The sequence below is a fragment of the Caballeronia sp. LjRoot34 genome, assembly GCF_964253815.1.
Taxonomy (GTDB): domain Bacteria; phylum Pseudomonadota; class Gammaproteobacteria; order Burkholderiales; family Burkholderiaceae; genus Caballeronia.
This window is the reverse complement of the sequence record NZ_CAXUSB020000002.1, coordinates 968,537-994,199: the sequence shown is the minus strand read 5'-3', so window position 1 is coordinate 994,199 and position 25,663 is coordinate 968,537. Positions and strand designations below refer to the sequence as shown.

26 protein-coding genes are annotated in these 25,663 nt (G+C 60.5%); 8 read left to right on the top strand and 18 right to left on the bottom strand.

Annotated elements, in window-relative coordinates; genetic code table 11:
- The first annotated feature begins 188 nt into the window (after positions 1-188).
- Complete coding sequence (locus tag ACSQ36_RS24085) at positions 189-1,325, top strand: glutathione-independent formaldehyde dehydrogenase (RefSeq protein WP_436183859.1); 1,137 nt, start codon at positions 189-191, stop codon at positions 1,323-1,325.
- 93 nt (positions 1,326-1,418) lie between these two features.
- On the opposite strand, the gene ACSQ36_RS24080 is transcribed toward ACSQ36_RS24085, so the two are convergent.
- Positions 1,419-1,823, bottom strand: a complete 405-nt coding sequence (locus ACSQ36_RS24080; protein WP_213762260.1) for a PaaI family thioesterase — start codon at positions 1,821-1,823, stop codon at positions 1,419-1,421.
- Positions 1,824-2,011: 188 nt separating this feature from the next.
- On the opposite strand from ACSQ36_RS24080, the gene ACSQ36_RS24075 reads away from it, so the two are divergent.
- Complete coding sequence (locus ACSQ36_RS24075) at positions 2,012-2,986, top strand: hydroxymethylglutaryl-CoA lyase (RefSeq protein WP_436183858.1); 975 nt, start codon at positions 2,012-2,014, stop codon at positions 2,984-2,986.
- 1 nt (position 2,987) lies between these two features.
- Positions 2,988-3,371, top strand: coding sequence for a VOC family protein (locus tag ACSQ36_RS24070; protein ID WP_436183857.1), 384 nt, complete (start codon positions 2,988-2,990; stop codon positions 3,369-3,371).
- Between the two features lie 127 nt (positions 3,372-3,498).
- On the opposite strand, the gene ACSQ36_RS24065 is transcribed toward ACSQ36_RS24070, so the two are convergent.
- Positions 3,499-4,272, bottom strand: coding sequence for an SDR family NAD(P)-dependent oxidoreductase (locus ACSQ36_RS24065; RefSeq protein ID WP_436183856.1), 774 nt, complete (start codon positions 4,270-4,272; stop codon positions 3,499-3,501).
- 234 nt (positions 4,273-4,506) lie between these two features.
- On the opposite strand from ACSQ36_RS24065, the gene ACSQ36_RS24060 reads away from it, so the two are divergent.
- On the top strand, positions 4,507-6,534 hold the full coding sequence (locus ACSQ36_RS24060) for an ATP-binding response regulator (RefSeq protein WP_436183855.1): 2,028 nt from the start codon (positions 4,507-4,509) through the stop codon (positions 6,532-6,534).
- Positions 6,535-6,619: 85 nt separating this feature from the next.
- Here the strand turns inward: ACSQ36_RS24060 and ACSQ36_RS24055 are convergent, their stop codons facing one another.
- Positions 6,620-6,811 (bottom strand): AbrB/MazE/SpoVT family DNA-binding domain-containing protein, encoded by a 192-nt coding sequence (locus ACSQ36_RS24055; protein ID WP_436183854.1) that lies wholly within the window; start codon positions 6,809-6,811, stop codon positions 6,620-6,622.
- A 123-nt stretch (positions 6,812-6,934) separates the two neighbouring features.
- A complete protein-coding gene (locus ACSQ36_RS24050; RefSeq protein WP_213762254.1) occupies positions 6,935-7,639 on the bottom strand; it encodes a response regulator in 705 nt (234 codons plus the stop codon).
- Between the two features lie 265 nt (positions 7,640-7,904).
- Between ACSQ36_RS24050 and ACSQ36_RS24045 the strand changes: the two genes are divergently transcribed.
- A complete protein-coding gene (locus tag ACSQ36_RS24045; protein ID WP_436183853.1) occupies positions 7,905-8,366 on the top strand; it encodes a response regulator in 462 nt (153 codons plus the stop codon).
- Positions 8,367-8,893: 527 nt separating this feature from the next.
- Here the strand turns inward: ACSQ36_RS24045 and ACSQ36_RS24040 are convergent.
- The 14 genes from ACSQ36_RS24040 to ACSQ36_RS23975 all read right to left on the bottom strand — a co-directional run bounded on the left by ACSQ36_RS24040 (position 8,894) and on the right by ACSQ36_RS23975 (position 23,226).
- Entirely contained in the window at positions 8,894-10,612 is a 1,719-nt protein-coding gene (locus tag ACSQ36_RS24040; RefSeq protein WP_436184931.1) for a methyl-accepting chemotaxis protein, read from the bottom strand.
- Positions 10,613-11,187: 575 nt separating this feature from the next.
- Positions 11,188-11,412 (bottom strand): hypothetical protein, encoded by a 225-nt coding sequence (locus ACSQ36_RS24035; RefSeq protein WP_213762252.1) that lies wholly within the window; start codon positions 11,410-11,412, stop codon positions 11,188-11,190.
- 391 nt (positions 11,413-11,803) lie between these two features.
- Positions 11,804-12,007, bottom strand: coding sequence for a cold-shock protein (locus ACSQ36_RS24030; RefSeq protein ID WP_031362000.1), 204 nt, complete (start codon positions 12,005-12,007; stop codon positions 11,804-11,806).
- Between the two features lie 281 nt (positions 12,008-12,288).
- Positions 12,289-12,573 carry a DUF6723 family protein gene (locus ACSQ36_RS24025; RefSeq protein WP_213762251.1) on the bottom strand — a complete coding sequence of 95 codons (285 nt, stop codon included), beginning with the start codon at positions 12,571-12,573 and terminating at the stop codon, positions 12,289-12,291.
- Positions 12,570-12,854, bottom strand: a complete 285-nt coding sequence (locus ACSQ36_RS24020; RefSeq protein WP_213762250.1) for a hypothetical protein — start codon at positions 12,852-12,854, stop codon at positions 12,570-12,572. The genes ACSQ36_RS24025 and ACSQ36_RS24020 overlap by 4 nt, the downstream gene beginning before the upstream one ends.
- Before the next feature lie 67 nt (positions 12,855-12,921).
- Positions 12,922-13,302: a hypothetical protein gene (locus ACSQ36_RS24015; RefSeq protein WP_346730439.1), complete on the bottom strand. Its 381-nt coding sequence runs from the start codon at positions 13,300-13,302 to the stop codon at positions 12,922-12,924.
- Between the two features lie 565 nt (positions 13,303-13,867).
- Complete coding sequence (locus ACSQ36_RS24010) at positions 13,868-15,217, bottom strand: MFS transporter (RefSeq protein WP_436183852.1); 1,350 nt, start codon at positions 15,215-15,217, stop codon at positions 13,868-13,870.
- Positions 15,218-15,310: 93 nt separating this feature from the next.
- Positions 15,311-16,504: a CaiB/BaiF CoA transferase family protein gene (locus ACSQ36_RS24005; RefSeq protein WP_436183851.1), complete on the bottom strand. Its 1,194-nt coding sequence runs from the start codon at positions 16,502-16,504 to the stop codon at positions 15,311-15,313.
- A gap of 104 nt (positions 16,505-16,608) precedes the next feature.
- The gene (locus ACSQ36_RS24000) at positions 16,609-17,547 is read right to left on the bottom strand and encodes a LysR family transcriptional regulator (RefSeq protein WP_436183850.1); all 939 of its coding nucleotides are present in this window, start codon (positions 17,545-17,547) and stop codon (positions 16,609-16,611) included.
- Positions 17,548-17,637: 90 nt separating this feature from the next.
- On the bottom strand, positions 17,638-19,041 hold the full coding sequence (locus ACSQ36_RS23995) for an efflux transporter outer membrane subunit (protein ID WP_436183849.1): 1,404 nt from the start codon (positions 19,039-19,041) through the stop codon (positions 17,638-17,640).
- Positions 19,042-19,049: 8 nt separating this feature from the next.
- Positions 19,050-20,624, bottom strand: a complete 1,575-nt coding sequence (locus tag ACSQ36_RS23990; protein ID WP_436183848.1) for a DHA2 family efflux MFS transporter permease subunit — start codon at positions 20,622-20,624, stop codon at positions 19,050-19,052.
- A complete protein-coding gene (locus ACSQ36_RS23985) occupies positions 20,621-21,721 on the bottom strand; it encodes an HlyD family secretion protein (RefSeq protein WP_255631154.1) in 1,101 nt (366 codons plus the stop codon). The genes ACSQ36_RS23990 and ACSQ36_RS23985 overlap by 4 nt, the downstream gene beginning before the upstream one ends.
- Before the next feature lie 60 nt (positions 21,722-21,781).
- Entirely contained in the window at positions 21,782-22,204 is a 423-nt protein-coding gene (locus ACSQ36_RS23980; protein WP_436183847.1) for a MarR family winged helix-turn-helix transcriptional regulator, read from the bottom strand.
- A 125-nt stretch (positions 22,205-22,329) separates the two neighbouring features.
- On the bottom strand, positions 22,330-23,226 hold the full coding sequence (locus tag ACSQ36_RS23975; RefSeq protein ID WP_213762299.1) for a LysR family transcriptional regulator: 897 nt from the start codon (positions 23,224-23,226) through the stop codon (positions 22,330-22,332).
- 208 nt (positions 23,227-23,434) lie between these two features.
- On the opposite strand from ACSQ36_RS23975, the gene ACSQ36_RS23970 reads away from it, so the two are divergent.
- Genes ACSQ36_RS23970 through ACSQ36_RS23960 form a run of 3 tightly spaced genes read left to right on the top strand, consistent with a single transcriptional unit; the run spans position 23,435 to position 25,663 of the window.
- Positions 23,435-24,175 carry an IclR family transcriptional regulator gene (locus ACSQ36_RS23970; protein ID WP_213762243.1) on the top strand — a complete coding sequence of 247 codons (741 nt, stop codon included), beginning with the start codon at positions 23,435-23,437 and terminating at the stop codon, positions 24,173-24,175.
- Between the two features lie 49 nt (positions 24,176-24,224).
- Positions 24,225-24,971 carry a transporter substrate-binding domain-containing protein gene (locus ACSQ36_RS23965; RefSeq protein WP_436183846.1) on the top strand — a complete coding sequence of 249 codons (747 nt, stop codon included), beginning with the start codon at positions 24,225-24,227 and terminating at the stop codon, positions 24,969-24,971.
- A 26-nt stretch (positions 24,972-24,997) separates the two neighbouring features.
- The gene (locus ACSQ36_RS23960; RefSeq protein ID WP_436183845.1) at positions 24,998-25,663 is read left to right on the top strand and encodes an amino acid ABC transporter permease; all 666 of its coding nucleotides are present in this window, start codon (positions 24,998-25,000) and stop codon (positions 25,661-25,663) included.

Here is a 25,663-nt window from a genome sequence, read left to right as displayed (position 1 = left end):
TCACTTGCAAAATCTGCGCGCAACGGACGTTCGCACGTCATCGTTACCGGCTCACAAAATAGCTCACCTAATAGCTCACCGAATTACCCACCGACAGGCCGTGGCGGGAACGCGCACTGCTGAATACATCGTCAGCCGCCGTCCGGCGAGCCCATGGAAAAGCCATCCCATCCATTCAAGGAGCAACGATGAAAGCACTCGTGTACGAAGGTCCGCGCAAGGTGACAGTGAAGGAGATGCCGGACGCGAAAATTCAACGTCCGACGGACGTGCTCGTCAAGATCACGACCACGAACATCTGCGGCTCGGACCTGCATATGTTCGAAGGCCGGACCGACATGGAAACGAACCGCATCTTCGGTCATGAAAACCTGGGCGTGGTCGTAGAAGTCGGCAACGCCGTCGAACGGATCAAGAAAGGCGATCGCGTCTGTCTTCCGTTCAACATCGGCTGCGGATTTTGCAAGAACTGCGAGAAGGGCCTGACCGGTTTCTGCCTGACGGCCAACCCGGGCATGGCGGGCGCGGCGTACGGTTTTGCCGGCATGGGACCGTACGAAGGCGGACAGGCCGAATACCTGCGTGTGCCGTTCGGCGACTTCAATTGCCTGCTGCTGCCACCCGATGCCGAGGAGAAGGAAAACGACTACGTGATGCTGTCCGACATCTTTCCGACCGGTTATCACGCGACCGTGCTGGCCGGCGTGGAACCGGGCGACAGCGTGGTCATCTATGGCGCCGGTCCGGTCGGATTGATGGCCGCAATGTCGGCGTCCATCAAAGGCGCGAGCAAGGTGATGGTCGTCGATTCACACCCCGACCGGCTCAGGCTGGCGGAGAAGATCGGCGCGATCCCCATTGACGACAGCGATGGTTCATCGGTCGAGCAGGTCCTGGAGATGACTGGTGGCGAAGGCGCGGACCGGGGCTGCGAGTGCGTCGGTTATCAATGCAGCTGCAAGGGCCATGAAGTGCCGAACCTGACGATGAACAACCTCGTCAAGTCGGTGCGGGCGACAGGGGGTATCGGCGTGGTGGGCGTGTTCGTGGCGGAAGATCCGAAGTCGGAGGACAAGCTGATGCAGAAGGGTCAGCTCGCATTCGACTTCGGCACGATGTGGATGAAGGGCCAGCACATTGCGACGGGGCAGGCCAACGTCAAGGCGTACAACCGCAAGCTGCGCGACCTGATTGCTGCGGACAAGGCGAAACCATCGGTGATTATTTCGCATGAGTTGCCGCTTGAAAAAGCGCCCGAAGGTTACCAGCACTTCGATGCGCGCGACAACGGTTGGACCAAGGTGGTGCTCAAGCCGGCGGCTTGAGTCCGTCGCTCGCATGTACGCTGGTCAAGGTCGAGGGCCGAGGCAAAGCGCCGGGAAACCGGCGCTTTTTTGACTGCGCGCAGCTAAAAACAGTCACTTTTTCCCATGCGTGCCGACGTATTTGAACGTCCCTTGCGCACTCGCAATCAGGAGCTTGTCATCCACCCATGCTTCGCCGCGAGAGAAAAAGATGCTGCGCCCTTGCCGCTCGATAAACCCCTTCGCCGTGACGCTTTCGCCTAATCCCGTATCGAGATAATTCACCGTCAGCGAAAGCGTGAAACCGTGAATGACCGTTTCGCCTTCTGCTGCATACACGCCGGCGTAGCCGCACGCGGCATCGAGCAGGGTTGCCACCGCGCCGCCTTGCAACACGCCCTGCCGGTTCAGGTTACGGGCTTGAATCGGCATGCGGAACTCGGCGTAACCGCTCTTCCACGCAACCAGGCGTGCATCGAGGAATTCGAGAAACGGATTGTCGAGAATGAAATCGGACATCGGAAAAATCTCCTGCCGCAAAGTAATGTTCAACCAGGACTGTGCCATGACGAAACGTTTTGCGTGCGAAGGCCCTCGCCCGCCCCTCGCGCAAGCCTTTCCAATTTGGAAACGGTCGTGGAAAATCCGCTGATTTTCAGGCCGTCGACTCAGGTTCATCATGTCCGTATAACGCACCGCCATCCGACATGAGGAGCCCCATGAAACGCCTGTATATCCAGGAAGTCGCGACCCGCGACGGCTTTCAGAACGAAAGACAATTCGTCGATACCGACGCGAAGATCGCCCTGGTCAACGCCCTGAGCGCCTGCGGATTCGCGAAGATAGAAGTGACGTCGTTTACATCGCCGAAAGCCATTCCCGCGTTGCGCGACGCCGAAGCCGTGATGCATGGCATCGCGCGGCGTGAAGGCATGGTCTACACCGCGCTCGTGCCGAACGTGCGCGGGGCGGAACGCGCGTTGTCATGTGGTGTCGATGAAGTCAACCTCGTGATGTCGGTAAGCGAGACCCATAACCGCGCGAACCTGCGCATGAGCCGCGAACAGTCATTCGCGCAATTGTGCGAAGTGATCGGCGTGGTGAAAGCAACGCCCGTAGCCATCAACGTGTCGTTGTCCACATCGATGGGTTGCCCCATGGAAGGTGACGTTGCGGTGGAAGAAGTGCTGCGCTGGACCGAGCGTTTCGCCGGACTCGGCGTGCATGGGGTGACACTCTGCGACACTACCGGCATGGCGTTTCCCTCACAGGTGAAGGCACTATGCGAACGCGTGCGTGAGGCATTCCCCGCACTCGAACTCACGCTGCACTTCCACAATACGCGCGGCATGGCGCTGACCAACACGCTGGCGGCGTTGAGCGCGGGCATCGATCGTTTCGATGCATCGCTCGGCGGCATTGGAGGTTGTCCCTACGCACCCGGTGCAACCGGCAACGTGTGTACGGAGGAACTGGTACATATGCTGGAACTGGACGGCTACGACACCGGCGTCAATCTCACCGCGGCGCTCAACGCAGCAGCGTTGCTGCCGGGCCTGATAGGCCACGACGTGCCGAGCCAGATCCTCAAAGCGGGCCGCCGACTCGACCTGCACGATGCACCGCCAGTTGACGCAGGCGGCGCTCCCGCACAACAGACATTTGCCAAGGAAGGAGCCTGACATGGCCATTATCGATCACCTGGATCACCTCGTTCTGACTTGCGTCGACGAAGCCGCGACGCGCCATTTCTACACCGAAGTCCTGCAGATGAAGCTCGAAACCTTCGGCGCGGGAAGGACTGCGTTCAAGTTCGGCAACCAGAAAATCAACGTGCATGTGCGCGGCAAGGAGTTCGAGCCGAAGGCGCATGTACCGGTGCCGGGCGCGCTGGACCTGTGCTTCATCGCGGCCGTGCCGCTGGACGACGTGATCGCGCACCTGAAGCAGTGCGAGTGGCCGATCATAGAAGGACCGGTTGAGCGTACCGGCGCCACGCAGAAAATTCGCTCGGTCTACGTCCGCGATCCCGATCTGAACCTGATCGAGATTTCAGAGTTGATTTGAGAGGCCGCGCGGGGGGTTGCCGGGCAGCAGCGTTTATTGCGTCCGAATACGCCCCTATAAGCGTCAACAAATGGCGCACGACGCGTTCGCGGCAGCGGCATGCCTCGCGCTACACCTGAGTGCTCTCTCACTCCGGTAGCCGAATCCCCGACAAGCGCTCACACGCCTCGATCAATCGATCCTGCAAACCCGCATCGCGGACGGCCGCGCTCGGCTCGCGCCGTTTCATATGGAAGAAATATTCACCGGTCACCCTTGCAGCAGGATTGTCGCTGACGGCGAGCCACGCCTGTGTTTTCGGCGCCGCTTTCAGGTCATCGGGTGCGCCAGCGCCGCCCATCCTGGTCGGTACCCAGCCCGGATGCACCGCATTTGACAACACGCCAGGCCAGCGGCGAGCCACGCCGAACGCAAGCAAGATGTCGTGCAATTTTGAATCGGAATAGGCGCTTGCGCCTTGCCAGGACCGCTGTTGCCAAAGCAGATCGTCGAGACGGGTATCGCCGCTTTCATGCAGGCCCGAGCTGAGATAAACCAGGCGTTGGGGCTTATCGATCAACGCAGTCAGGATGTAGGGTGCGAGCGTGTTGATCGCGAATACATGCGGCAAGCCATCCACGGTCTCGATGCGCCGCGGCTCGCGATACCCCACGGCGGCGTTATGAATCACGGCATCAAAGTGTCCAAGCCGGTTCACCTGCTGAGCCACGCGGGTAGTCTCTTCGATACTCGACAAATCGCCGGACACGGCAGCTTCCGCGCCCGATACGGCTTGCATCGCGTGATGTGCACGCTCGGCATGGCGGGCATGCAGCACCACCTGATGGCCTTGCGCGATGAGCAGACGGGCAGCCATTTGACCGAGTCCATCGGCGGATCCCGTAATGAAAACGCGTGACATGGCGGCACCTCTTAAAGATCAGACGAATAAGAACGGGAAGAATATCGATCCGGCAAAACATGAAAACAAGCGTAGCGTGAGCGCTTGCCGTTAGCGAGCGCGCGCCGGTCATCAATCCCATGACAGGCAGTCATGGACGGTAAGCACTTGGGATACTTAGTAAAAAACGATGTTTGCATCAGACGCGCGGTCAGCTAAAGTAATCGATCACGCCCTTTTTCGAGTGAGCGGATCATGGACGTTCCCGAGCATGTTACCGACATCGCCGCGCCCAAACCGTCGCGGCTCTTTTCGTCATCCGCGCGTGATGCGGGCCTAAGCCTCGTCCGCAATCTATCGATACCGAAGCCCTTTCCCGAAGCCGCCTTCGAAACCCAGTTCCTCGAAGACCACAGCCGTCGTTTCTGCGCGTTTCGTCGTGCGTCGGCGCTGCTCGCGCTGACCGTATGGGTCTGCTTTCTCTGGTACGACTTCAACTTCGGGCGCGAAAGCGCGGTACTAGCCCCCGTCTTCATGCAGATCATGGCGCTGCGGCTGGCCGGCATTGTGTTGCTGGTGTTCGTGGGCAGCCTGACCTTGAGGGCCTCGTTCGCGACGCATGCCACGTCCCAGCGCGTGATCCTTACCGGCGTCTACGGCTGCAATCTGATACTGCTTCTGCTGGTGGCTTTGTCGCCGGGACCGTTCAATTACACGTGGTATTTCGTTGGCCTCTACCTCGTGTTTTTCTTCCAGTTCGGCTTCTTCTACCTGAAGTCGAGGGTGGCGCTGACGGCTGCCGTGGTCACGTTTTCATCGATCATCCTGCTGCAGCTCACCATCAGGATTCTCTCGCCCGAAGACTTCTACATGGGCCTGTTCTATCTCTTCAACGTGGTCGTGATCGGTCATGGCGTGTGCGTGCATGCAGAGCGGGTGTCTCGTGAGCGCTTCGCGGCGGAGCGTGCACTCGGCGTGCTCAATAACGAGCTCCTCACCGCAAACGTTCAACTGGAACGAAAGAACCTGGACCTGCTGGCATCGAAGAAAGATCAGGATACCAAAACAAATGCATTGCTCGCACTCAAAGAGCAACAGATGCTGGCCGCGGAAACCGCAAGCCGGGAGAAATCGAATTTCCTCGCCGCCGCCACGCACGATTTGCGGCAGCCCATGCACGCGCTCAATCTCTTCCTGCAAGCTGCCTCCGAAGCGCTGCATCACGACGATGTCACCGAAGCCGCCCGGCTGATCGACGAATCCGGCCGGTCGTCGGTGATCCTTGCGCGCTTCCTGAACGCGGTACTCGACCTCTCGCGGCTCGAGTCAGGCCGCGTCGTGCCGCGCTATCACGTGTTCGACCTCAAGATCGCCGTGCTGGAAGCGGCCGAACAACTGCGCCCGCTCGCGGCCATGCACGGCGTCGAGTTGCGGCTGCGGATGCCTCAGGCGCCCGTGTACGTACGCAGCGACGCGCATTGGCTTGGGCGGGCCATCGTGAACCTGGTGTCGAACGGCATTCGTTACGCCGATGCCAGCAAGAAAGCCAAGCCCGTGGTTATTGTGGGCGTGGTGCGGTCGGCCACGCGAACGCGCATTGATGTGGTGGACAACGGCATTGGCATTGCATCGGAACATTGGGATTCGATCTTTCAGCCGTTCTTCCAGGTGGGCAACGCCGAGCAGGACAACGATCGGGGACTGGGCCTCGGCCTGTCGATCGTGAACGCCGTGGTGTCTATCCTGGAGGAGCATCGGATCGAGTTGAAGTCGACCGAAGGACGCGGTTCGCGCTTCTCGCTCGAAATGCCTATTTGCGGTTCACCTCTCGGCGAAACCGCGCCGCGTGCGCGGGGTGAGACCGCCGATTTGCAGACCGTGCCGCTGGACGGACTCTATGTGTTGCTGGTGGAGGACGACAGCCTCGTGCGGGCATCGACGGAAGCGTTGCTCGTGCAATGGGGCGTGCTGTTCGACTCCGCGAGCAGCTTCGAAGAGTTTGAGGAAACGCTGAACACCATTGAACGTTATCCGGATCTCATCATCACGGATTTCCGTTTGCGCGATTCGAAAACAGCACGCGACGTGGCCATGCTCGGTGCGGCGAAACTCGGGCGGCGCTGCCCGTGCCTGGTCGTCACCGGCGAGCCGGCTGCGACCATCGTGCCGCTTGCATGCGACCACGACGTGCTGAGCAAGCCGGTTAGTCCGGCGGAGTTGCGCCGGCAGATTGCGTCGCTGATATCGGGGCGCTCGGTGGGCGATGCCACGAAGGTTTGCTGAAGGAAGATGAATCGACCGCCCGGAGCGCGAGCGGTCGTCAAGCCCGCCTGCACATATCGCCGGCAAAAGGCAACAAAAGCCAACTTCAGAAGGCTTCAGCGCCAGCTGCCGGGCCGCAGGCGACCTCGGCATGCATGTTGTCCCGGGTAATGCCAGCCAGCAGGTGATTGAGGTCATACGCGGCGAAACGCGCAGGCATCGTGGCGATGCGTCCGGCTTCCGCGTCGGCAACAAGCAGCGCGCCGCTGTTGCCGGTTTTTTCTATCACGACATGCATGTGGAATCCCGGTATTGGCCTCGTTCTGCCACGGCGGCAGGACCTTGGCGCCATTGTAGAGGCACAAATACCGGCAAAGCCTCATCACACTTATTTTAATCAATCTCTCAGGTCCAGCCTTGCCTATCGGGGCGCGCCCGCAATCGCCGTGTTGCCCATCGGCATCTCGATCCCCCGTCGCGCCATTTCCACGATCAGGAACGTCCGCCGAGTCACATGAAACCGGGCGAGGAGATCGCTTGAGTACTCCTTGGCGGTGTTCTCGCTGATATTCATTTTTCTCGCGATCGCCTTGTTCGACAAACCCTGCAACAAATAGCGCAGCGTCTCGGTCAGGCGGGGTGGCAGGTTCAACGACTCCACCGTCACGCCGGAATGCGTGGACACCGGCTTGGGGCTGTGGCCGCCCTTTCCCAGCACGCTATTGGGCAAATACACGCGGCCGCTCAAAATCGTCTTGAGAGCCTCGCGGAACACGCCCGCCCCTTGCTCACTCGCCTTCGAAATAAAGCCGCATGCCCCGCTCCTGATGCATTCCAGCACCGTATCGCGGTCGTCTTGTGCGGACAGCATGATGGTCTGTACCTCGCGCTCCTGCTCCCCGATCCAGTTCAGCAGATCGAGTCCCGTGGAATTGCCCCGTAATTGATAGTCGAGGAAAACGAGATCGTACGAGCGCGCGGACAGCTTCTCCGTCGCCTGTTCGAAGCCGTCAGCCTCATCGATATCGAGCAACGGTTCATTGGCCAGGATCAGGCTTTTCATGGCGCTTCTCGTGAGCCCCTCATCCTCGACCAGCAGCACCGTTTTGAAATTGCCGTTTTCCATCGCTATTCCCGTAAATCACACCCTGATGGTAACGGCATGTCGGGGTCTCGCCACCCCCCCTTTCGCAGGGATACGAAGGGGGGTCCGCATCCCCCCGAAAAATTCGCACGCGTCCCCTCCTCGACCGGGTTTTGCGGCAAACGCTTAACCGCGACACTGACTCATCGGTTCCGCAGCAATCCCATCGCCGGATCCGAAGCTGCCGTAAATGGAGGTGATACGGCCCGGCGCCCGTCCCGTTACATAAAACCATGAGGAGGACACCATGAGCAGTCGTTCAGGCACTGATGACGAGAGACACTTTGCATTATGGAGCGGCAAGCAGGCACGCATGCCGATTGGCTCACCGCGGGTACTGATCGCCCACCAAGACAAACTGATCGGGGAATCGCTCGCCGCGCTGCTGCGGCTGACCGGGTTGCAGGTCATGCATACCCAGAACCTGAAATCGGCGCGTTCGCTGCTGCAAAACTGGAAGCCCCAGGCACTGATACTGGACACGCGGCTCGACAGCGAATCCGGTTATGCCTTCATCGCCGCGCTGCGCCCCGACGCCGACATCACCGGCCGACTGCTGGTCGCGATCAGCAATATCTGGCCCGCCGATCCTATTGAAACCCTGAAAGATGCAGGCTTCGACGCCCACTGCCGGCGGCCCTGCGCCACCTGGCGCCTGGCGGAAATGCTGGCCACCTACTTTTCGATACCGAAGCGGCACCGATACTGAAGCCGCGTTGCAAACACGTTGAAGCAGCGCCGATGCCGACGTCGACGCCACTCACACGGGCAGCACCGAGAGCAGCCTCAAGCAGGCGGGAGCGGTCATCGCGCGGAGGCCGGCGACAACGCCGATCAGGAGGGCAAGAAGATACAGGAACATCGACGGCTCCAGTTCCTGGTGCATTCGGGGTAAGCGCGCTGCTGGGGTGCACGTGTTCGCCCGACAGGAATACCGCAAATTCGTGGCCTCAGGAAGGGATAAAGACACATCGATGCAGCGAGCGAGCCGTTGACGGACAAGCGAACGTTTAAAAGCCAGCGTATCGATACATACAGAGTTCAGCGCGACGAGACCAACCCATAATCATTCGTATAACGAAATATAATTTTATCGATAGCGTCATACGGATATAAGGACGTAATGCGATTCAGCGTATAAACGCGCAGCCCACCGAAACGCCTATAGGTACAGTTAAAGGCAGCGCGACCGCAGTCGCGCCGCTTCATTCACCCGCCGGACAGTGGCACAGTGCGTTAGAACGTGCTCCAGCCCTCCTCGCCGGCACCTGCCGTTTTCAGTGGTGCAACCGACACGGCAGGCGAGCGTTTAATAGCTCGTTTGGCGACCGGCAAAGCCGCAGCGCGAACTGCCGGCTTAACCGTCGACGCAGCCGCCAGCGCAACCGCTGGACGTGACGCAACCGTCGCGCCCTCCATCTGGAAGAACGCCACCGCCTCCGTCAACTGCCTGCCCTGATCCTGCAGTGACTGCGATGCCGCCGCCGCTTCTTCCACCAGCGCTGCGTTCTGCTGCGTGACCTCGTCCATTTGCGTGATGGCCTGGTTCACCTGTTCTATGCCGCGCCCCTGCTCAATCGATGCCGCCGCAATCTCCTCCATGATGTCAGTCACTCGCGCGACCGCCTGGGTCACCTCGGACATCGTCTCGCCGGCCTGGCTGGCAAGCGCCGAACCGTTCTGGACCTGCGTCACCGAGTTCGCAATCAGGTCCTTGATCTCTTTCGCCGCATTCGACGACCGTTGCGCGAGACTGCGCACTTCGCTCGCGACCACCGCGAAACCGCGGCCCTGTTCCCCGGCCCGCGCGGCTTCAACCGCCGCATTCAACGCCAGGATATTGGTCTGGAAAGCAATCCCTTCGATAATCCCCGTGATCTCCGCAATCTTCGCCGAGCTTTCGCTGATGCCGTGCATGGTGTCGACCACCTGCCCGACGACCTTGTTGCCACGCTGGGCGACATCCGAAGCGCTTGTCGCCAGCGCGCTGGCCTGCTGCGCGTTTTCAGTGTTCTGCTTGACCGTCGACGTCAGCTCTTCCATGCTCGCCGCCGTTTGCTCCAGCGACGCCGCCTGTTCCTCCGTGCGCTGGCTGAGGTCGGTGTTCCCCGTCGCAATCTCCGACGACGCACTCGCGATGCTGCCGCTGCTTTCACGCACGCGGCTCACCGTTTCGATCAGCCGCGCGTTCATGTCAGCGAGCGCGCCGAGCAACTGGCCCGTTTCATCGTTCTGAGTAACCACTATGCGGCTGCGAAGATCGCCGCGTGCCACCGTGCTGGCGACATCGACGGCACGCCGGATCGGCAGCGTGATCGAGCGCGTGATGAAAGCGCCCGCCGCCAATGCCGTGGCGATCGCGGCCACGCAAATGGCGATCAGCAGGTTGCGCTGCATCTGATACTCATCTTCCGAGTCGCGCACCAACTGGTCCTGACGGCTGCGCGTGAAATCAGCGTAGGCATCCGTCGCCTTCACGAGCGCAGCCAGCAGAGGCCGGCATTCGTCATCCATCTTGACGATCGCCTCGTCGTGCTTGCCCGCGAGCGCGAGGGCCACGATGTCGTTCGCAACCGGCCCGTACAGCGTCTCCACGCGATCGATTTCGCCCACCAGACTGCGTGCGGTATCGCTGCTGCCGGGTCCGCTCGTGACCATGGTTTTCAACAGTTTCAGCTTCGCATGCACGTCTTCCGACGCTCGCGCGACGTCGGCCTTCTCGATTTCCAGGTCCGACGGTTTCGTCACCAGGACAAGATTGCGCGCTGCAATGGCACGTCGGTCGACTGCAGTGCGAACCTGCGTTGCCACGTCGGCCCGCGCGCCAGGACCATGGACGTAGTTCGAAAACTCATCGGTCGAACTGCTCAGCGCGTGTAGCGACATCGCTGACACACCGAGCACAATGGCTGAGAGCACACCAAATCCAGCAATAAGCTTGCTTTTGATGGTCATGTCTTTGAGATTCACGTGGTGACTCCTGCCCGAACGGGCTCTTGAGCGCTGAATAGCCGCCGCCGTTCTTGGCCCCCCAAGCGCCGGCAGCGGTATGAGTGCAACGCGGACAGGTCGATCCCGTGTCCGCGCGCCGTGCCTGTCGCAAAGTGTTCATTGACGGCGAGGCTCTCACCCTCAAACGCGCCAAGCTTTTCCTGATGTTCCGTCACACATTTGTCGACATAGGCAAAGGGTTTAACGACCGTACCGGAGGGTTGCTTAAGGTAAATATGCAAAGTTTTTACGGGTATTGTGGAGTTCGTTTTTAAGCCGATGCAGGACAAGCGCAACGGCGTCCCGATAGAGCAAAACGCTTTCGATGGACTTGAGACGAAAACGGCGCACCAGATGGTGCGCCGACGGGACACATGCGCTTGTCGCGCGTGCCGGGAAACTATGAGAGCAAGCCGGCTAGATCGAACTTGGGAAAACAGATGTCTGGGGCATGCTTTTAACCGCAAGCCGTTTCGATGAATCGAGTAATGACTCACCGCGGACCCACAAGGGACCCACCGCCAACCCGCCGCTAACGATTAGCCGCGGGTGTCGACCCATTGCCGCGCCCACTGGCGTGAATGACCGAGCGCTTGCGCTTCGTTCTTGAAGTAATCGAGAACGTGGAACTGGTAGCGGTTGCCCTTCTCGCTGCCGCTATGGCGCTCGAGCAAAAGGTTCGACGCGAATGATCCATCAGGCAGACGATGCGCGGAAGGAACGACTTTATAGCCGTTGTACAAATAAATATTAGAGTTATGCATAAGTGATACACACGAACAAACGCGGGTCCGACAAACATTGATTGTCAGGACGCGTTGATAACAGGCACGAGGCCTTAAAAATTCGCAGAGGAGACAGCAGAAAAACAGCAGAAAGCAGCCGAAATCACAAGCGCGCCAACGAACAATTAGCGTTCGTTTTAGATCGCGACGTGTGGCAGCGAAGTTGCAGGAGATTGCAGAGGGACTAAAGCGGACTAAAGTGGAAGTGCAAACAGATGCAAGCAGAGGCAGACAGGTGCAATGCTGGTGGTAGCGGCGCCGTTCAACAAAAGCGACTACCGCAACCGGGAACCGAAGCTCCGCGAAAACATTTACTGCTCGCGTAAATTGGCGTGAGCCAACTTACGCGATAAATCAATTACACCACCAATTACAGCGGGGTAATGTTCGAAGCTTGCAGACCCTTCGGGCCTTGCTTGGTTTCGAAGCTAACCTTTTGGTTTTCGGCGAGCGTCTTGAAGCCGTCGCTACGAATTTCCGAAAAGTGGGCGAAGAGGTCGTCGCCGCCTGCGTCAGGCGTGATAAAGCCGAAGCCCTTGCTGTCGTTGAACCACTTGACGATACCGGTATCCATGAGAATTCCTTGAAAATATAAAAATGATGCAACCCCGTATTGAGGCGAGAGAAGCTTCAAGGAAGTGAGAGGACAACAAATACCGCGGAGATAACGAGGCAGAATGATGAACAGCAATCGAGCTTCTTGAATACTTCGACCTTCAGGTTACGTGTCGCGGGGTAAGGTGTCAAGCTATTTCGGACCGCGCCTAGTCACACAATGAAACGACCCTAGCCGATTTGCGGTGGACTGCCGCCGCTCGACGCGCCCGGCAAGTACTGTCTGGTCGACCACAACTGTCACTCAGGCACCGCGATGTCGCCGTCCACAAGGCTTGCGCCATATTGCTCCGCGTAATCGCGCGCGCTTTGTGCGTCGGGGAAAAGCGGCATGTCCGCGCAGCCGACAAACGGATAGATCACGCGCTTGTCGCTCAGCCGCGTGATACGTAGCGTGGGCATGGTGCCGCCCGTTGCGCGCCTTGAGGAGGCCGCCACGTTGTAATTGGCCCACCCGGCCGGCTTGTCGGCCGTCCGGTTATCGAGCGAAGAGGCCACGGGCGGATGATCGAGCGAATAACTCATAGATCGGCGATCGATTCGCCCGCGACGTTGCCGTCGATCAGGCTTTCTGCATAACGCGTGGACGCCAGGCGCGCTTCGCCCGAGCCGCTAAACGGACCGGTGCCCGGCACGCGATACACGCGGCTGGTGGTCGTGCTGTCATCCACGCCGCGCCGCGAAATCTTCACGGCGGCGTCAAAACCCGAGTCGTAATGGCGGGAACCGTCCGCACCGCGCGGCTTGTGCGGGTAGATCAGGGGATAAATTTCGAGGCCGCGATAGCTTCTTACAGTGTCGTTCATGATGTTCTTAAGTTATTGCGCGACGCCCCGAGGTCTTGTCACGCGTGGCTACTGCGAGCGTTGCCGCTCATGTGGCGTTGTCTGCGCCGCCTGGCTGCGAAGGTGCGGACGGTGGCACCGGCGCAGATGGCTGGAACCGCCGCACCGAGCGGGAAAAGCGCCCGCTTCGCGCGTTATACAGTGCACCGGCCTGAACCTTGCCGTCGATGATGTCTCGACCGTATTGCATGGCCAGATCAATAGCGTCGTCGGCGCTGGCCGGCTCGACACCCTTGATGGCTGGTGAATAGCGCTTGGACGTGGCGCTGTCGGACGGTACGGTGTCTATCTGAACAATCGCGGAAAAACGCTTGGGACCTTTTGCAAATGGATCGCCATGCGGCGGGAAAATCTGCTGCGAATAAGCACGCAATGCATAGCCGCGATATTCGATGGTATGGATGGTCATAACGCACTCGCTGGACACACTGCGCTGACCGTCGTGGAAATCTGCTGAAGACCGATATGCAAACTGACGGTCATCGGCATCGGAACGATTAAGAATGCGCTAAATCGTTGCGTGAGGCAAGGCAAATCGAAGTTTGCCCGGCATTGCAAGGATGGCGGAGGAGCTTGACCAGCGCAGGTGCCACGACAATTTTTAAAGCATTAGTTGAAGTACGCCGGTCGCATTTCCCTGTGATTGCACAAATTTCGTATGAGACGGTATTTTTGGCCGAATCCGAATCTGGATACCGATTAAAGTCGTTTTAGTGCGTCAAACGCCGAGTGAAAACAAGGCTCCCGGACAAAAACAGATGCAATTTCCCAGCGCGCTAATCCACTGAATAAAGCGACCGGGAGTATTTGTCGCGGGCACCTTGATTTATTTATATTGGCCCATTGCGACAAACCCTTGTCCATATTTAACAACGTATCCGGTTGCAACTGGATTTCCCCGGACGCTACAACGAAAGTTTCGTTGGTCCTATAAAGCGTCAAATGGCCCCTGAGAATAAAACCGCCGGGCCACGTTATCTCCGGGAAACGCGGCCCTCCGTCGAATCCTTCTGCCGCAATATCGCCGGCAAACCGAACAGCAGGAGCAACGCTCCGATGAGGCTCATCGCGCCGATCGCGTACAACGCGGGCGTCGTGCTGCCGGTCAGGTCGCGAACCCGTCCGACCATCACCGGACTCACAATGCCGCCGAATTGCCCGATCGTGTTGATCAACGCTATGCCGCCGGCTGCGCCCGCCCCCTTCAGGAGCTTCGGCGGCAGCGCCCAGAACGCCGGGATCGAGGCCACCACGCCCGCCCCCATCACGCCGAGCGCAACGATCAGGAGGCCCGTTTGTTTATCGAAGATACCGGCGGCAAAAAAACCGATCGCCGCCATCACTAACAGTCCGCAAACGAATTGACGGCGTTCGCCCGAGGCGTCGGAGAGACGGCCCACCACGACCATGGAGATCGCACCGCAAATATAGGGCACGGCGGTCAGCAGGCCGATGGTGGTCGGGTTGTGCGTACCAGCGCTTCGAATAAGTTGCGGCGCCCAGAAATTGAGCCCATACGACGCCACCTGAATCAAGAAATAGATCAGTCCGAGCATCAGGAAGCCGCGTGTCCTGATTGCATCGAGCAATGAACTGCCGCCGCCCGAGTGAGGAGCGTGCCGCTGGATGCGGCTTGCCAGCAGTGACTTTTCCGAGGCGCTAAGCCAGCCTGCGTCCTCGATGCGGTCCTTCAGCAGCTTGAGTACCAGCAGGCCGAGGACGATACACGGCAAACCGCCGAGCAGAAACAGCCAGTGCCATCCGCGGATGCCAAGCACGCCGTCCATGTGCCCGAGGACCAGACCCGACAACGGCGCGCCAACCAGCCCGGAGAACGCCGAGGCAAGAAACAGCATGGACGTGATGCGACCGCGATGGCTCGCGGGAAACCATAACGTGAGGTAGTACAGAACGCCTGGGGCGAAGCCCGCTTCCATTGCGCCGATGATGAAGCGTAGCGCATAGAACTGCCATTCGTTGCCGACCAGCACCATGGCGCTAGTGGCGATGCCCCACGAAATCATGATGCGCGCGATCCAGCGGCGGGCGCCGACCTTGTAAAGCACCAGGTTGCTGGGCACTTCGAACAATACGTAGCCGATCACGAAGAGGCTGGCGCCGAGACCGTAGGCGGTGTCTGAGAAACCGAGATCGCTTTGCAGTTGAAACTTCGCAAAGCTGATGTTGATGCGATCGAAAAACGCGAACAAATAGCAGATCATGATTAACGGCATCAGCCGCCAGGCAACCTTGCTGATAACCGCTTTTAAGTCGTTTTCGCTGTTTGCCTGCGGCACGGCCGCAGTGGCGCCAAGATCGCTCATGATCGTCTCCTTGCCGGACTGGCTCGAAGGCCGTCCGGTCATGTGTGTTCTGGTGATGTTGAGGGAAGGTCCTGCGGATAGGAGCAGCGGCGCTTATTGCACAGCGCCCTCGCTGCGTAGCCGTGCGACATCGCTTGGATTGAAACCGAGATCAGACAGTACGGAGTCCGTATGTTCTCCAAGCGCCGGCCCCTGCCATCGAACTTCGCCGGGAGTGTCGGAGAGCTTGGGCACAATGCCCGGCATCTTCACCGACACCCCGCCGGGCAACGCGGCATCAAGCAACATGTCACGCGCCTGATAATGCGGGTCCGCAACAATGTCGGCCACGGAATAGATCCTGCCGGATGGCACTTGCGCCGCTTCGAGCGCGGCAAGCACGTCGTCAATCGGATGATACGTGGTCCATGCGGTGATGGCTTCGTCCAGCCGTGCGCTCTGTGCGGCGCGGCCGTCGTTGCGGGCAAGTGCGGGGTCATCGGCGAGATCGGTGCGGCCTATTACGTGCATCAGGCGCTTGAAGATGGGATCACTGTTGCCCGCGATCACCACAAAAGCGCCGTCTTCGGTGCGATACGTATTCGACGGTGCGATTCCCGGCAACGCGCCGCCGCTGCGCTCGCGCACGTGCCCGAGCAAGTCGTATTCGGGGATCAGGCTTTCCATCAGGTTGAAGACGCTTTCCACGAGCGACACATCCACGACCTGGCCCAGGCCCTGCCCGGTCTTCACGCGCAGGATCGACATCAACGCGCCGATCACCCCGTGCAGCGAAGCCAGCGAGTCGCCAAGAGACACGCCCACGCGTGCCGGTGCGCCATCGACTTCGCCGGTTGTATAGCGAATGCCGCCCATGGCCTCGCCGATCGCGCCGAAGCCCGGACGATCGCGATACGGTCCCGACTGCCCATATCCGGAGATGCGGACCATCGTGAGTTTGGGATTGATTGCGTGCAGCACGTCCCAGCCAAGGCCGAGTTTTTCGAGCGCACCGGGACGGAGGTTTTCAATGACGACGTCGGCGTCCGCGGCGAGACGCTTGACGACATCGACACCGTCCGGTGACTTCAGGTTCACGCACACGGACTTCTTGTTGCGCGACTGCAGATACCACCAGAGCGACGTGCCCTCATGCAGCTTTCGCCATTTGCGAAGCGGGTCGCCGTTATCCGGCGCTTCAATCTTGATGACGTCGGCACCGAACTCCCCGAGCATGCGGGCGGCGAACGGCGCCGCAATCAGAGTGCCGATTTCGATGACGCGAATGCCTGCGAGCGGTCCAGCCATGATGCGTGTCTCCCGAAAAACCTAATCTGGAAGACAGCTTAGGAGCCGGCAACGCGCCCCGTCCAACCGCATTTCGCCAATGACCGTTCGCGAACGGCGAACGCTCAGCCGCCCTTCTGCCCTTCGTGCTCTGTGTGCTCCACGGCAAGCAGATGATCGAACAGCATCCGGCTCACTGGCGGGAGTCCGGCAACATCGCGTACTACGACGATCAGATCGCGCTGGCTCCAGGTTTCGTCGAGCATGACGGCTGTGAGTCCGAGCGGACGGCCAACCGTGTTGAAGACCTTCAGCGGCAGCACGCTGATGCCCAGACCAGCCTGCACCATGCGGCAGACGCCATCGAAACCCGGCACCTGGATGCGCAGCCTCAATGGTTTACCCGCCTGACGCGCGGCCGTTTGCGTGCGCAGGTTGATGGAGCTGGCCGCATGCAGCCCGACGTAATCGCTATCCAGCGTTTCGACGAACGTGACCTGCTCGCGGACCGCGAGCGCATGATCCTCGCGCATCACCACGACCAGCGAGTCGTGCCGGTAGTGCGAGACATCGAGGCCGCGCGTATCGGCTTCGCCTGAGCAGATGCCGACGTCGGCGAGGCTGTCCGCTATGCCTTGCACCACGCCGCTGCTCGGGCGCTCTTCGAGGTCGAGCTTGATGCGCTCGTTCATCGAGAAGAATGCCCGCAGGTCTTCGGGAAGGAATTCGACGATAGCCGAGAGGTTCGCCATCATGCGGACATAACCGCGCACGCCGGTCGCGTGTTCGGCCAACTCGATCCCGATGTTCTCGACATCGCGCAACACGCGGCGCGCGTGATGCAGCAGGGTTTCGCCGGCGGGCGTGAGCTCCATGCCCCGTGCCCGGCGGACAAACAGCGTCGCACCCACGGCCTGTTCGAGTTCAAGCAGTCGCTTGCTCGCGGCCGATATCGCAATCGCCTCGCGTTCGGCCGCGCGAGTCAGCGTACCCTCCTCGTAGACCGCGAGGAAGAGCTGCAGCGTGGTCAGGTCAAGCCGTCTCAACAGGTTTTTGAGTGCCATGCGGGTGGTTAAGCAAATGAACACAAAAGATGTCCGATGTTACCCGAGGCATGCACTATGCATTACTCCTGCTTCGTCACTCCTGCTTCGTCACTCCTGCTTGGTTTCGCTCCAGCCGCCGCCGAGCGAACGGTACAACGCTACCGCTGCCAGCGCATGTTCACGCCTCGCCTGGTTCAGCGCATCCGAGTCCTGCAGATACGCTTCCTGTGCCGCGAGTACATCGAGGAAACCGCTTGCACCGCCCTTGTAAAGTTGAGTGGACAGGCGCAGCGACTGGTCGGAGGATTGCAACGCTTCCTTCAGGCGGTCGGCCTGTTCCGACGTGCTGACAAGATCGGTACGCGTGTCCTCCACATCTTTCAACGCTTGCAGCATGGTCTGCCGGAGACGCAGATCGGACTCACGCATGCGGCTTTCGCTCTGCTCGATGCCAGCCGTGATGCGCCCAGCATTGAAGATAGGACTGGTCGCATTGAGCGCCGCGCTGAAGAGGTTGTCGGTGAGCGTGGGCAAGCCAAGATACGACGACGCCAGCAAACCGTCGGTCAGTTGCAACGAGAACTTCGGATAGCGGTCCGCTTGCGCAACGCCCACTTCCGCCGCGCGTTGCGTGAGCTCGGCGTAGGCACTGCGGACATCGGGACGACGCAGCAGCGCTTCCGAGGGCAGCATCTGGGGCACCGCGTTCGACGGTGTCGGAATGGTCCCCGGCGTCGCGAGCACTAATGCATCCACGGATTCCGGCGTGCGACCCGAGTACACCGCGATTAAACTTAGCTGATGCTGAATGGTGGCGTCGGCACGCGGCAGACGCGCCTGCAACTCGCTCAACTGGTTCTGCGCGCGCGTGACGTCAAGGCGCGGCGAGAGCCCGTATTGCATGCGTTCTTGCGTCAGGCGCAGCGCACGTTCCCGGATCGCGATGTTGTCCTGCAGGATCTTTTGCTCGCTTTGCGCCCAGCGCAGATCCACATACGCCGATGCCGTATTTGCCGCCAGCGCGAGACGAAGCGCATCGACATCATGTTGACGGCCGGTCAATTGCGCTTGTGCCGCCAGCAACTCAAGGCGCTCGCCGCCGAATACGTCGGGCGTCCAGCCGAGTGTGACACCGAAGCCCGCCTGACGAACATAGCCCAGCGGCGGTGGCGCGTTCTGGCGTGCATCAGCAGCGGTGCCGGTCGCGTCAAGCTCCGGAAGAAGCGCAGCACGACGCTGAGTGGTCACGGACTGCGCCTGCTTCACCCGCTCCAGTGCAGCTTGAACATCCAGGTTCTGGCTCAGCACCGAGTTCACCAGTTCATGCAACACCGGGTCGCCGAATTGCTGCCACCACGCGGCGGCATCCAGGTTGTCTTGCGGCGCGTCGGCGCTCCAGTTAGCGGGTGCTATCGACTGTACGGTCGACGGTAAATCCGCATGACTCGCGGGTTGCACGGCGCACGCCGCGAGCGTCATGCTTGCTGCCAGTGCCAATAAAATCTTATACATGGTCGACCTCAATGAGCGTCAGGAGAAGGCGGCGCGGCGCCAATAGGCCGCACGAAAAGCACGCTGACTATGCCGACCGCGAAGCACATCGCGAGTACGTAGAAGGTGTCGGAGAAGGTCATCACCAGCGCTTCGCGGAACACCAGTGCATGCAGGTTGGCAAGGCCCGCGTTGGTCGCGTTCAGCGCATCTCCGGCCACCGATCCCCAGTGCGTGAATTGCCTCGACAAGAACGCTTCCGTCTCCGGACTTCCCGTCGTGACGCGCTCGCTGATGCGCAGATAGTGAAAATTCAGCCGGTCGTTGAGCATGGTCGCGCTGACGGCAATGCCGATCGCGCCGCCGAGGTTACGCATCAGGTTAAACAGTCCGCTCGCCGACTTCAGGCGCGATTGCGGCAGCGAGCCCAGCGCCATTGTCACGATAGGCGGCACCGCGAACTGCTGGCCAATACCGCGCAGCGCCTGCGGCAGCAGCAGTTGCTGCCAGCCCCAGTCGTTCGTAAGCGGCACGTAGAAATAACAGCCAAGGCCAAAACACACGAGGCCGAAGAGCAGACACCAGCGCATGTCGACGAGACGGGAGGTGAATGCATAAGCACCGAGCGCAAGCAACTGGAAAACGCCCACCGACAACAATGCAATCCCGATCTGCAGCGAATCCAGTTCACGCACGCGGCTGAGGAACAGCGGCGTGAGAAACACCGCGACGAAGATGCCGATACCCGTCACGAACGACAGCAAACAGCCGATCGCAAAGTTCCTGACCGCGAGCGCGCGCAGATCGACAACGGGATCTTTCGCGGTGAACGCGTGCACAAGAAACAGGAAGCCACAGATAGCGGAGATCCACGTGCACGTGATGATCACATCGTCGCCGAACCAGTTCTTGCGCGGGCCCTCTTCGAGCACGTATTCAAGGCAGCCGAGAAAACCCGACATCAATGCGATGCCCAGGTAGTCGCCCTTCTTCAGCAACGACAGGTCCGGTTCGTCGATGTGCACGAACTTCGGCACCATGATCGCGACGATCAGGCCCGGCACGAGGTTCAGATAGAACAGCCAGTGCCATGACCATTGCGACGTGATCCATCCCCCGATCACGGGGCCAATCGCCGGGGCGAGAGAAGCGAGCGCGCCGATCGTCGTCGATGCAATCAGCCGCTGCTTGCCGGGGAACAGCACGAATGCCGTAGTGAAAACCGTCGGGATCATCGCGGCTCCGAGCGCACCTTGCAGGCCGCGGAAAATGATCATCGAATTGATGTCCCATGCGAGGCCGCACAGCATGCTCGTGACGGTGAAACCGACCGCGGAAGCCACGAACAGCCAGCGCGTGGAAAACACTTTGGAGAGCCAGCCGGACATCGGGATCACCAGGATTTCCGCGATCAGGTACGAGGTCTGAACCCACGAAAGTTCGTCCTGGCTCGCCGACAAACCGCCGCCGATTTCCTTCAGCGACGACGCCACGATCTGGATGTCCAGCGTCGCCATGAAGAAGCCCAGGCACATCAGCGCGAACGCGAAAATGCGCTGTCTCATGGGCTGGTTGGCGGGGTTCAACGGAACGGCGGGGCTCATGAACGGCTCGCGCTGTCGAGGTGAACCTTGACCGTCGCCGAGAGGCCGGCGCGCAACACGTTCTGCATGTCCTTCGGTACGTCGAGGCGAATCCGCACCGGGACGCGCTGCACGATCTTCGTGAAGTTGCCGGTCGCGTTCTCGGGCGGCAGTACGCTGAACGTCGCACCCGTCGCTGGCGCCAGGCTTTCTACATGACCTTGAAAGGTCCCGCTGGAGGCGTCGAGTTCAACGTCCACGCGGTCGCCCACATGCATCTTCTTGAGCTGGTCTTCCTTGAAGTTCGCATCGATCCACAGGCCGTCGGCGGGCACGATCGTCAGCAGCGACGCCCCCGTGTTCGCGAGCATGCCCACGCGCGCCGTCCGGTTACCGACATAACCGTCCACAGGCGCGCGGATGGTCGTGTACTCCACGTTCAGTTCGGCTACGCGCCGCAACGCTTCAGCGGTCGCGACACGGGCGCGGGCGTCGTCTATCTGTGCGGCAAGCACGGCGAGCTGGCGTTGCGAGGCAAGCGCCGCTGCGTTGCTGTTATCGAGCGTGGCGCGGGCCTTCAGGTAATCCGCGTCGGCGCGTTCGACCACCTGGTCCGATACCGCCTCGTCCTTGACGAGTTGCCGGTAACGCACCTGGTCGGACGCACTGCGCGTAACTTCCGCCGCCGATGCCCGCACCTCTGCCTGGCTCTGGTTGATCACGGCGGCCTGTAGTTGCTGCTTCGCTTCGAGTTCCGCGACTGCAGCACGCGCGCCCTGCACGTCTGCATTCGCCTGTGCAAGCCTCGCGTCGTAGTCCCGTGAGTCGAGCCGGATCAGCACCTGGTTTGCCTTCACGCGCTGGTTATCGGTGACAAGCAGTTCGGTAACGAAGCCGTTCACCTTCGGCGCCATCACCGTCACGTTGCCGCCGACGTACGCGTCGTCCGTGCTTTGAACGAAACGCAACACGGTGAACCAGTACGTCGCCGCGGCAGCGATCACGATCACCACCACGATGATCGCGAGCGGCATCCAGCCGAGTCGAAAAGGCCGCCGCGCTCCGCGCTCAGCCGTGGGCGCGGCGGTGGAGATAATCGGCGTGGAAGGAGTGGTCATCGGTGAGTCCTGTTGGTTGCGTCGAATTCTTCATGCGGGGGGACGAATGGCTCGCGTGGCTCACTCGCTGGTCAGGCGGAACAGTTCGCGCCGCAGACGTGCCGCCTGCCGGCGCCCGAACTTCGCCTCGAATTCTTCTTGTGCTGCCTGCCAGTGCTGCAGCGCGTCGGCGAGCTTGGTCCGCCCGCCTTCGGTCAGCGTCAACTGCAAACGCCGCTGGCAAGGTCCGCCCAGCTCCGCCAGGACAAGCCCGCTGCGCAGCAACGGCTGCAGCACCCGGACCAGCGTCGTGCGCTCCATCACCATGGCCTGCGCGAGTTCCGCCATCGTCATGTCCGGCGTGCGTGCAAGCGCGGAGACGATGCTGAATTGCGTCGGCGTGATCTGCACCGCCGACAAATGCCGCTCGTACAACTGCGAGATGTGCCGCGCAGCCTGGCGAACCGCAAAACAGTCGTCGTGTCTGGAAGGTCGTGTGTGCATGTGCACAGATTAAGTGTGCATATGCACGTGGTCAACCGTTATCGCGCGCATCAAATTAATGACGAATCCGTCAACAATCGAAAGGAAATTGATGTGAAATTAAAATGAAAGCCTGGCCGCTTCGCTCAGGCTTCGAAGAATTCCACCGCGTGTTCAATGAACGCCCGCACCTTGGCCGGCAGCAATGTGCGACTGCTGTAAGCCAGACGAATCTCGATCGCGCCATCGACGATCTCGAAGTCGTCCAGCAGCGACACCAGTTTGCCGGACGCCAGTTCGTCGCGAACCAGCGCAGAAGGCAATACGCCCAGGCCGAAGCCCTCCAGCACCAGTTCGCGGTTGAGCACCGCGTTGTTCGATGTCACGTCCGCCTTCAGCGGCACCGTGATCTGCTCGCCACCATCCAGCCGGAACGTCAGCATGGGCTTGCGGATCGACGCATGCATGGCGACGAACTCAAGCCCGGCGAGCGCGGACGGATGCATCGGCCGCTGCTTGCCTTCCAGATATCCAGGCGTCACCACAATGACGAGCGGAATGCGCTCGAGCAGGCGCGTGACAGTAGTGTCGCTGGTCAGCATGAAGGGCAGCACGACACCAAGGTCGTAGCCGTCCGCCACCAGGTCCACGGGACGCTCGGTCAACGTGACGTCGAGTCCGATCAGCGGGTATCGACGACGGAAAGTGGCAATCAGGGGGACCAGCCGGTTGACCGTCGCCGTCGTGTGAGCGACCAGCCGCAGCATGCCGGTCGGATCACTGGTGCGATCCGACGCCTGCGCCTCCAGCGCGTCGAGTTCATCCAGCACACGTGAACAGCCCGCGAAGAATTGCTCGGCGGTCTCGGTCAGCGAGATGTGGCGTGTGGTGCGGTGAAAGAGCCGGTTGCCCAGCCGTTGCTCGAGCGTGGCGATGGCGCGCGACACGACCGGCGGCGACACGCCAAGCAGATCGGCGGCGCGCGTGAAACTCTTCGCCTCCACGACCGCGCGGAACACTTTGAGGCTTGTCAGATAGTCCATGTCTCGGTCCTTGGGGTGCAGCGCGGGGGCTTTCAGCCGGCTTTGCAGCCAGGCAATTCCTTTGGACAATGCCCGGATTCTCCTGCAAGCCGGACTTTTTTGCCGATCATCGTGCAGCGTCGAAGGGGAAACTGGCCTCGTCGGGTCATTTTCTCATCTGATAAGAATTGATTTCTTTTTTTGAGAATTGGCGAGTGAAACTTCCGTCATGAAGCATCCGGCCGAATCCTCCTCCGTCATCGATCGCGTCCTGCACGCGCTGACCAGCGTCGCACGTGCGGGGCGGCCGATCGGCGCCAAGCAGATCGCCGCGGATATTGGCGCGCCTTTGTCCACTGTGTACCGGCTGCTGGGCTCGCTCAAGCAGTGGGGACTCTTGCAGGAGCATGCGAACTCCGGCCTGTTCGAACCGGGTCCGTCCAGCGTACAACTCGCGTGGGGGTTCGACCAGAACGCGCAGCTCGTCACCCAAAGCCGCGATGAGATCCAGGCGCTCGTGCAAAGGACCGGCGAGAGTGTCGGCTTGCTTGTACCGATCAACGACGCCGTCGTATGTCTCTCAATGATTGAAAGCGACCAGCCGCTGCGCTGCTCGTTCGCCCGTGGCCGCGCGCATCCGCTGACACGCGGCGCCTCGGCGAAAGCACTGCTCGCGTTCCTGCCCGAAGCCAAGGCCGATGTCCTGATCGCCGGCAGCGCGCCCGACGACGCTGAAAGCGCCGCCGCGCTACGGGTGCAACTGGAGGAGATTCGCCGCCGGCGATTTGCGACGAGCGAGAGTGAAGTCGATATAGGCGTATGGGGCGTGAGCGCCCCGCTTATATCGGATGCGGGACGACTGGAAGGAACCATTACCTTGATGGCGCCCGTTGCTCGCATTGCGGGACGTGAAGCCGAACTGGCGCAACTCACGCGCGCTGCCGCAGATCGCATCGGCTACAAGCTTTGAACCCCTTATTTTCAACTTTGCGTGGTCCACGCTATCCAAGGAAACCAGCATGAAACTGATCCAGGCACTCTCCGCCCTCGGGCTCGCTATTGTCGTTAGCGTGGCCGCCGCGCCCGCCGCCCGCGCCGCCGATGACACCATCCGCGTGGCGACCGATGCGACCTTTCCCCCGCTCGAATTCGTCAAGGACGGCAAACGCACGGGCTTCGATATCGAGTTGATCGAAGCCATGGCCAAGACCATGGGCAAGAAAGTGCAATGGGTGGACATCGACTTCAAAGGGCTGATTCCAGGGTTGATCGCGAATCGCTTCGACGTCGCCGCGTCGGGCATCTACATGACGGACGAGCGCCGCAATGTCGTCGATTTCACCGATCCATACTACAAGGGCGGCCTCGTAGTACTGGTGCGCAAGAACGATACGTCGATCAAGACGCCCGCGGATCTCGACGGCAAGAAAGTGACCGTGCAGGTCGGCACGAAATCGGTCGCCTTCCTGAAAGACAATTATCCGAAGGTACAGCGCGTGGAAGTTGAAAAGAACCAGGAGATGTTCGATCTGGTGAACATCGGCCGCGCCGATGCCGCGGTCACCGGGCGCCCCGCTGCCGTGGAATACGCGAAGGTACAACCCAATGTGCGTGTACTCGACAAGGGACTCACCACCGAACTGTACGGCTTCGCGCTGCGCAAGGACGAAACCGCGCTGACGGCGCAGATGAACAAGGCGCTGCTGACATTGCGCGCCAACGGCACCTACGACGCGCTCACCACGAAGTGGTTCGGCAAGCAGTAACGCAGCGGTCCTTACCGGAGTAACCGATGACGCTCGATTTTTCACCCGTATGGGCAGGCTGGGAAGCACTCGCGACCGGCGCTGCGACGACGGTCGAAGTCACGGCCTGCTCACTCGTACTTGGCTGCGTGCTCGGCCTGCTAGTCGGGATCGGCAGGCTCACGCCGCAGCGCCGCGTGGTCTATGCCATCTGCACTGCCTATCTCACGTTCATACGCGGCACGCCCTTGCTCGTGCAGCTTTTCATCTTGTTCTTCGGCCTGCCGCAGTTCGGCATCATGCTGCCCGCGTTTGCGTGCGGCGTGCTCGGACTCGGCGTTTATAGCGGCGCGTATGTGTCGGAGATCGTGCGAGGGTCGATTCAATCGGTGGATCGTGGCCAGATGGAGGCCGCACGATCGCTTGGGATGCCTTATCGAATGGCCATGCGCAAAGTGATCTTGCCGCAAGCGTTCGTACGCATGATTCCGCCGCTTGGCAACGAGTTCATCGCGTTGATCAAGAACTCGGCGCTGGTCTCCCTGCTGACGATCAACGACCTGATGCACGAAGGCGAGAAGATCATCAGCGTGTCGTACCGGTCGCTGGAAGTGTACATAGTGATCGCGTTTATCTACCTGATCCTGACGAGCGCGACGTCGCTGGTATTGCGCAAGACAGAAAAATCGCTGCGTGCCGACGGGAGAGTCTGA